This window comes from Paracoccus sp. DMF, from assembly GCF_004407025.1.
Taxonomy (GTDB): Bacteria; Pseudomonadota; Alphaproteobacteria; order Rhodobacterales; family Rhodobacteraceae; genus Paracoccus; species Paracoccus aminovorans_B.
This window is the reverse complement of the sequence record NZ_SOKV02000074.1, coordinates 1-8,228: the sequence shown is the minus strand read 5'-3', so window position 1 is coordinate 8,228 and position 8,228 is coordinate 1. Positions and strand designations below refer to the sequence as shown.

6 protein-coding genes are annotated in these 8,228 nt (G+C 60.2%); 4 read left to right on the top strand and 2 right to left on the bottom strand.

Translation table 11 applies throughout. The annotated features are described in order from the left end of the window. The 4 genes from E3D03_RS19475 to E3D03_RS19460 form a co-directional block, all read left to right on the top strand. The coding region (locus tag E3D03_RS19475) for a hypothetical protein (protein WP_263568333.1) at positions 1-247 on the top strand (247 nt) is incomplete at its 5' end. Beyond that, positions 237-947 carry a M48 family metallopeptidase gene (locus E3D03_RS19470; protein WP_263568332.1) on the top strand — a complete coding sequence of 237 codons (711 nt, stop codon included), beginning with the start codon at positions 237-239 and terminating at the stop codon, positions 945-947. The genes E3D03_RS19475 and E3D03_RS19470, both read left to right, overlap by 11 nt. Before the next feature lie 539 nt (positions 948-1,486). Beyond that, the gene (locus E3D03_RS19465; protein ID WP_263568331.1) at positions 1,487-3,454 is read left to right on the top strand and encodes a trypsin-like serine peptidase; all 1,968 of its coding nucleotides are present in this window, start codon (positions 1,487-1,489) and stop codon (positions 3,452-3,454) included. A gap of 12 nt (positions 3,455-3,466) precedes the next feature. Beyond that, positions 3,467-4,759 (top strand): LysM peptidoglycan-binding domain-containing protein, encoded by a 1,293-nt coding sequence (locus E3D03_RS19460; RefSeq protein ID WP_263568330.1) that lies wholly within the window; start codon positions 3,467-3,469, stop codon positions 4,757-4,759. Positions 4,760-5,079: 320 nt separating this feature from the next. On the opposite strand, the gene E3D03_RS19455 is transcribed toward E3D03_RS19460, so the two are convergent. Together E3D03_RS19455 and E3D03_RS19450 are read right to left on the bottom strand one after the other, a co-directional pair. Beyond that, complete coding sequence (locus E3D03_RS19455; RefSeq protein ID WP_263568329.1) at positions 5,080-7,005, bottom strand: DUF2793 domain-containing protein; 1,926 nt, start codon at positions 7,003-7,005, stop codon at positions 5,080-5,082. 10 nt (positions 7,006-7,015) lie between these two features. Beyond that, on the bottom strand, positions 7,016-8,228 hold a 1,213-nt coding region (locus E3D03_RS19450), incomplete at its 5' end, for a phage tail protein (protein WP_263568328.1).

The window sequence follows — 8,228 nt, the reverse complement described above, 5'->3', positions numbered from 1 at the left end:
GTTGGAGCCTCCGGCAAACCCGGCGCGGTTCACCACGCCAGGGCGCAAGGCGCTCTACGACAATCTCGGTCAGGATGAAGCCGCGACCATGGCGGTTGATGAGGCAATCCGGAGCACGGCCCAAACGGGATGGCGCGGCAACAAGATGAAGGAGCGGATGCTGCGGCGGAAGCTGCTGGAGATCCTTGATTCAGAAGACGCCGTGGACAGCATCATCGAGATCATCCGGTCGCATGATGAATACTGAACTGATTGAGATCGCCGGGCTTTCGGTGGAACTGGTCCGAAAGCCGATCAAGAACCTGCATATCGGGGTCTATCCTCCGGCCGGTCGCGTGCGGGTCGCTGCCCCTCCGGCCATCAGCGAAGACGCCGTCCGGGTCGCGGTTGTGACCCGGCTGGGCTGGATCAAGAAGAAGCAGCGCGAGTTCGAAGGTCAGGCGAGACAACCCGAACGCCGGTACGTCTCCGGCGAGACCCATTTTGTATTCGGCAAACCGCTTCGGCTTATGGTCCAGCCAAACGACAAGAACCGCTGTGCGATTCGGCCAGACGCTTCGGATCGCCTGACGATGTTGGTGCCAGCAGGCTCAACGCCCGACCAGATGGCACGCTGGATGGCGACGTGGTACCGATCACAGCTGCGGGAAAAGGCCGCTCCCCGCATCGCCAAGTGGTCGGATCGGCTGGGCGTACCGGTACCGCGGTGGGGCATCAGGTTGATGAAGACGAAGTGGGGCAGCTGCAATCCCGAAAAGGGGCTGGTGTGGCTGAACCTCGACCTGGCGAAGAAGCCTCTGGCCGCCCTCGACTACGTCATCCTGCATGAAATGGCCCATTTCGTATCACCGCGACACGACAAGCTCTTCTTGAACACCCTCGATCGAAACATGCCGGGGTGGCGACAAATCCGGTCAGACCTCAACGCGCTTCCCCTGTCGGATTGAAGCTCGCTGCAGGAGTTCGATTTCTGTTCCATCTCACGAACGCCACCGGCGTCGAAGTGTTCAGGTGGCGCGAGGATCTGCCCCCATATTTTCAATCGGTTACGGGCTCTACACCGGATGCTAGTAGTCGAGAGGTCCGGAGAATATCGGGCTTTAGAGAACCATTCCGGCTGATGCAGCGAGGACGCCAGTGCAAAGTCAACCGCGCATAACCCTCGAAAGCAACGGGAAAATCCGGCCGCGGCGGGATCGGGAGAACGATTCCTTGAAGGGAAGTGGCGGAGGGGACGGGTCTGAAGTCTAACCTTCTCCGGCCGTGAATCATTGATATTGCCCCACCTTATCACCCTGACTGTCAGTAGGGCTGCCGCATCTCGCCGGACTGTAGTGCACTCTACCACACGCCTTCATTGTCGCTGGGCAAGCGAAGACGGAGGAAAGCTCGTTAAAGTATGCTGCGTCGCAGCACTCCAGCCGCGCCGAGCCACTATGCTGACGCAAAACACGTTGACAAGTTAACTCTATCGATGGTCTACTAAGTGAGTTTTGCTGTGGAGAGCAAAATGGTCTTATGGGCAGTTTCCGCTAGAAATGTCGCAATAGGCGCATTGCTGACGATCTCAGGTTTGCTTTTCGGTTGCGGGGGAGGATTTGAGGCCATTAAACCAACCGGGAGCAACGAAGACCTCGTTTACCGCTTCAATCACGACATCCTGCCGGCATCGGTTCCATTTAATTTTGCGCCCCGAGAGATGCCTAGCTTACCCCCCGGCTCACAGCAATCCGAGCCGCTTGCGCCCAGCCAAACTCCGCAGAGAACGGTTGATCCGGAGGAGAGCACGTCGGTAATCGTGCCACTCAAAGACGGTGATGTGATGCTGGCGGATATAAGCGCCTCTCCATACAACCGCATTGGCCGCCTTGAAATGCGCCATCCTTCTGATGCGCCCGGTTGGGGAACTACTTGCACTGCACAGCTGATCGGTCCGCACGGGGTCTTGCTGACCGCAGCCCATTGTATTTTTGATAAAGAGAAGCGCGAATGGCCCGTATACCTGCGATTTAAGCTTCAATACGATCAGGGTTCGTTTGCGCAGGAGTTCGACTGGGAATGCGCTGCCATGGTTTCAGGTTGGCCCAACGGAGACTACAGATATGACTACGCGCTGCTGAAGCTCCGTGGAGCGCCGCCCGGCGGCTTGGGCATGACAATCAATGTGACCGACAACAGAGTCGATGCCGTCGGCTACCCTTCAAAATACTACAACGCCCAGCGTCTGGTGCATGTATTCGGTGTGCGCGACACCGAAAATCCCAGCGGCATGCTCAACGACATGGGTAAGGGATCGAGCGGAGGAGCGCGCATTCTCCATTTCGATTTTCCGACGGATGTCGTCAGCGTCAACTCGTTTCATTATACGAATGACCCGAGTCGATCGTATGGTCCAGTCCTTAACAATACTACGATGAAGGTATACGATTTTGTCGCGAGAAGTTGTCGTGACAGCGTTCCTGCAGGCGGGGTGCCGCTTGCAGGCGTGAGCTCACTCCTAGACAAAGATGAAAGTGAGACGGTTCAAGCGCGACTAGATGTGTCTCCAGCTTTCGGAGCAGCCATCGCCATCGACACGAACGTGTCTTGTTCGTGTGAGAGGAAGCAGGGTTTTGCAGTCCGAAACGAATCGGCGCGGTCTCGCCTGATCAGTGTCCAGCGCCTAAGCACTTTCGTGGACAGCCCCGTAGAAGTAGACACTCAGTATTTCGTACTCGAACCGAATGAAACGCGTTTTCTGGGGTGCGCGCGAACGGATTCAGCAACTGGACAATCCTGCAGCGTCGATAATCAGTACAAGCTGCTATCTGATCGCAGGCTGCGAGTGTCCAAACCGGACATGCCGAAAATTTCAGCGGGCGTTACAATGGAACAAGTGCTCGCGGCTGACGACATTGCCTATTGTTCAGCGGAGTGCGGCGCGAACAATAATGATGTCTGCCTCAATCTAGGTGTTGGAGCCGTTGCCTCGCTTGCGCCGCTCGCAAAATTTGTGAACGTCGTCGACGCCGGCGGTAGCGTACCCAATGGCACACTCACCAGGAAAGACGACGTGATCAAGGAGTTCGGTGGCGATCCAATTAAAGTACAAGATGTCTGTGAACGCGGCGACATTATTCGCGCGGGTCCGAACGCAGTTAACGACGGCTTCGGGTGCTTGGTAACAACCAAAGAACTGATCCCAAACGCTGGGCTCCGCACACGGCTCAATATGAGGGCTAACGTGCGAGGCACACCTACCACTTGGGGCAACAGCGTGTTGGCGAGCCTAGTGACCGCCCCAGCGACATTTTTCACAGATCGTGAGTTAGCGCCCGCCGTAGATTTCGAAAACAACCCGATATTTACGGAGAGCTTTGGCGGGGATGTTCACGGAGCGTCTATTGTCAATGACAAGCAGATCGTTCTCGCTACAAGCAACGGCTGCATTGTTGGACATTATCGGAAACCCTGAGGCGCGATTGACATGAAGGTTTATCGAACTTCAGGTGCTCGATGCTTCCTCCACGCCGCATCGGCAATTGTTCTTATGCTAATCGGTACTACTGGTACTCGTGCTCAGCAAGATCCTAATCTTGTCGTCGACGCGCCGTTCGATTCAATAACGGCGATCGAGAATTTGAGAAAATGCGTCGAAGTTTCTGAAGGTGAAGGAGCCAAGCTCGCGCAGATAAGGCGCATTGCATATGATTTCTTGCCAGCCGGCGGTCAAGCACCCTCTACACTTGGTGAACGCGTCAGCATAACGCGAACGGTGCAGTTGACCTCGGACGGATTATCTGCAAATCGAATCATTCAAGCTATAGAGGCGAAACGAGGAGGAAGCTGTGAAACAGACGTTAAGATATGGAACATTTCGGTAAGTCTCGCGGCTCCCAACAGGATAGTCGCTTCCTACGCTGCGCGTGTTGATTTGCGTGATTGCGGTTCGTTTCTTGGGATTCCGTATGAAAACGATGTGGGGAGCGCAGGAGCGAACGTGCACCTAGCTTGGCGAATCGCCGAAGATTTCACGGTAGCAGAGGAACTGCCGGTCCTCACTAATCAATGGAAGGACACCAACTGGTTCTACGATTTTATTGGATTCGCAGCATTTGGGTCAATCGGCCCAGTAATCTCGCAAGTTGCATTTGATACGCAGTCAGCGTCGCTCTCTTCAGACGTTTTCAGCACCGCGTTCAAGCACGAATATCAAGCAATGGCAGCCGGCTTCCAAACAGCCCAAGATTTTATTGATGATGTCAATTTACTTAATGCGCCGGTTTGGAATTTTCAACGTGTGCGCGAGCAGTCTGGTGTTGTTCAACTGGGCGCTAACGAATCCACTTTGCAACTGACGGAGCGTGTTTCGATTCTTCCGAAATTTGGACCTGAGACGTACGGCATGAAAGTCGCTGAAATTAAGGCGCTCTTCGAGCTCCGCTTTCCGCGGCCTCGCAGACACGTGGTCTCACAAGGAGAAAGCCTCTGGAAGATCGCCGCTCAATATTATGCCGAGCCAAAGATGTTCGAGCTCATTCGATCTGCCAGCGGATTGCGGAGCTCGCGGATAGAGCGTGGACAGGAGCTTATCGTCCCGTTCTACACGGAGCTTTGCGAACAGGTGAATGCAGGCAGCATTGTTCGTCCAGGAGACACCGTATGGATGCTTAAGCAGCGTCATCTTGGCTATGAGCCAACGCCCGCGGATTTCAGTTCGGGACGACTGAATTTGATATATCCATTTGAGACGTTGAGGTTTAACGCCACTGGGCAATGACCCGGCTCTGGCGCTGAGGCGTTATGGGTGTCTCGCCGCTTTATTAAAATTTGGATGACCTACGATTGTTTTTCGTCCGGCCGCGATCGGTATTCGGTTTGTGAGATCATTTTTTCGAGAAACACCTAGCTGGCCAAACGTGCGCAAGAACAGCTGCGCTGTGGATCATTCGAAGCGAGCGTGGGAAAGGCGGTCTCGAGCGACGCGGGAATGAGTGCTAAAGCAATATCCAACCGGAAAAAATCGTCCGGTGATTAATATATTGCGTCAAATCAAATATTTACAATGGAGAACCTGGTGCGGCCAGTTGGGGCTTCGTTCTAGTAATCCGTCTCGACATACACCCCCGAGCAATCGTAGGCGACCGCTGCCGCGGTCGCGCCGTTGTTCATGAAGTTGCGCGGGCTTAGGAGTTGCGTCGTGCCGGGGATGTCGGTGTCGAGCATGGTCTCGACCACCGCCCCGCTGACCTCCTCAACCACCCGGACGCCGATCTCGGCGCTGTTCGGGGCAGCGATGAGCGTCAGGGTCAAGACGTTCGTCGTGCTCGCCACCGGGAAACTCGCCCCGAGATCGGTGAGCGTCGGCGCGCCGGAGGCATCGTTCTGCACTAGCTGCCAGTTCGTATGGGTGCCGCGCTGGAAGCCGATGCCGATGCAGTTCACCACGGCCGACAACGTCAGTGTCGTCGCCAGCGCTGTCGTCGATCCATAGAGGCCGAAGAACCCCATGCCGGTTGCCTGCAGCGTCACCAGCGAGAGCCGGTTCACGTAGGTGAAACCGCCCAACCCATCCGAATTGCCGCGCCAGCAAACCCAGCCGGCCGAGCGTTCCTCGGCCGCCGCATCGGCGGTGGCGGCGCTGGTCACGCGCCAGCGGCGCATCGAGGTCGAGAGGTTGGTGGTGGCGAGCGTTGGCGTGGAGACCGTGCCGACGGCGGTGCGCGGCATGCCGTTGGTGTTGACGGTCGTGCCGGAGGACGGCGCCCAGGTCGCGATCCGGTTCACCCCGAAATGCGGCTGCAGCGGGAAGAAGCGGCCCGAGGGGCGCTGGACGTCGAGCCATCCAGCCCCGGCGCGGTCGCGGGCATAGAGGGCGAGCTTGCCGCTCGGCGGCGGCGTGGGCACGGCGCTCACCGCCGGAAGCACCACGGGCTCGGGCATCTCGACCCGGCCATTGCTGCGGTCGATCCGGATCGCCTCGTAGAAGGCCGAGCCGTCCGGGCTGACCTTGAAGCTGAAATCGTCGCTGCCGAGTAGGCCGATCAGCGCGCGGGCCGACCAGTTGGTCTTGAAGGCGAAGCTGGCATCGTTGGCTGGCGCGGCCTTGTTGACCCTCGCCTCGATCCCGGCGCCTGCGTTGTTCAGCAGGACCGCGGGCGTGTTGACCGAGAGCCGATTATAGCTGTCGGCCGTCGCCCCGCCGAGGCCCAGAAGCTGGGCGGTCAGGTTTGCCTGGGGCATGCCGACCTGCGTCACGGCATTGGCGAAGGTGACGGTCGGCGTGTTGACCACCGTCGTGCCATTTGCGCCCGAGGTCGCGGAGCCGATGTTGATGACCGTGGTCGACCCCGATGCGCCGCCGGTGCCGAGGTTCACGGTCTTGGTGAGGCCGGTGGTCGTCGCCCCGGTGCCCATGCCGTAGGTCGCGGTGCCTGTGGCCGTGCCGATGGTCGCGGTCGCGGCCGAAACCGTGACCGTGCCCGACGCGGTCAGCGTGCCCGCGAAGGTCTTGTTGCCGGTGAAGGTCTGGGTGCCCGCCAGGATCGCCAGTTCCGACGAGGTGTTTGGTAGCGTGTAGCTGCGGGTCGTGCCGGTGCTGATACCGGACAGCGACAACACCGCCCTCTTGGTCGGATCGGTGTCGTTGATCAGGCTGAAAACGGCGTCCGAGATGTCGTTCGGCTCGCCCACGACCTCCCAGGCTGCACCGGTCCAGACGAGCAGCACGGCCTCGTCCTCGATCCATGTTCGCCAGCCGGTGCGCGGCGGCAGGCGCAGCCAGGAGCCGTCGGACCAGAGGGCGACGTTCAGGTCCCAACCGGCCCAATCGCCGGTGGCGCCGGAAGCGACAAGGTAGCGGTCGCCATCGGCAGGGCTTCCCGGCGGCGCGGTCAGGCCCCGATCAAGAACGGAAAGCTGCACGAGCCCGTCGAGGATACGCAGCGCCTCGTTGTGGGTGACGTGCTTCTGGGCCTGCGCCGCGAGAATGTAGGGCAGCAGGAGATGGGTCGTGGCGTCGGGCATGGGATGGCCTTCAGAAGATCAGCGTGACGGTTTTCGGCGCGCCCCGCCCGACGAGGGCGGAGAGCTGATAGATGCGGATGTCGAGCGTGTCGCCGGGGCCGAGCAGCGCGCCCCAGTCAGCGGTCTGGGCGGCGGCGGTGTAGACCGCGCTGGTGGTGGCAGTTGTCAAGGATCGCTTGACAACTGCACTGTCGAGGATCTCGACCTCGTAGGCTTCGAGTTCCTCGGCCAGCGGCACCTCCAGCCCGCCCCAGCTGTCGGCCGCCAGCGCGCGGGACCGGCGCGTCCAGCGGATTGTCAGGTCGCCGGGCGTGCGCGGGACGCGCCATGGCTGCTCGACATGGGCGACCGAGAACGGGCGAAGCCCCACGCCCTCGGGCATGAAGGCCTGCGCCACATAAGTCTCGTCGCTGACCGGGCGGCGCGTCGGGCCGATGCGCCAGTTCCACGGGATGTCAAGATCGGCCTCGGCAATCGGCAGCGATGCCAGCGAGGCGTCGAGAACGACGACCCGCGCGCCAGCAGGCACCGGATTTCCCATGGCCCCCTCTGTCCCGCGCTGGCCGCGCAGCAGACGGGTCAGGCGATACCGGCCGGGGGCGATCAGTTCGGCTGCGCCCGCCTGCACGATCTCCCAGATGCCCGGCGCACTTTCGATGGCGATGGCGTTGGCCCCGCCGAAGAGGGTCAGGTCGGTGACGCTTTCCAGCGTGCCGGTCAGCAGATCGACCACCAGCGCATTTCCGAGGTCGAAGCGCGACGTAGGCCCGGCGTAGAAGCCCGAGACCAGCGTCCCGATCCGGGCCCGCGTTCCAAAGCTGGTGACCAGCTCGAAGCCGTCCGTTGAGGGGCTCCGGAATACCGCGATCTCGCCCGGCCACGGTATGGCGTGCGCTGCCGCGAAAGGCCGATGCGCGGGCTGGTCCTCGGTCAGCTGCGGCAGATCAAGCATCACCACTTCCGGCGCACCGAACACGACCGCGCGCGTCAGCGAGGCCGCGCGGGGATCGCCGGGTGGCAGATCGTAACTCGCCCGGTCCTGGCGGACTGCCTCGATGCCGCGTGCCTCTGCATCGGCGACCGAGACGAGGCGGAATTCCACCTCGCGGCCGTCATGCGCCAGCCGGATCACGTCGGCCGGATCGAGCGCGAGCCGCGAGGGTGGCAATCGGAACGCCGCCGTCTCCCGTCCCACCCACGCCTCCATCAGCGCGCGGCGGCAG

Bases quoted from the DNA above. Each gene is read 5' to 3' on its own strand.
- E3D03_RS19470 (WP_263568332.1), top strand. From the start codon at position 237: ATGAATACTGAACTGATTGAGATCGCCGGGCTTTCGGTGGAACTGGTC.
- E3D03_RS19460 (WP_263568330.1), top strand. From the start codon at position 3,467: ATGAAGGTTTATCGAACTTCAGGTGCTCGATGCTTCCTCCACGCCGCA.
- E3D03_RS19455 (WP_263568329.1), bottom strand. From the start codon at position 7,005: ATGCCCGACGCCACGACCCATCTCCTGCTGCCCTACATTCTCGCGGCG.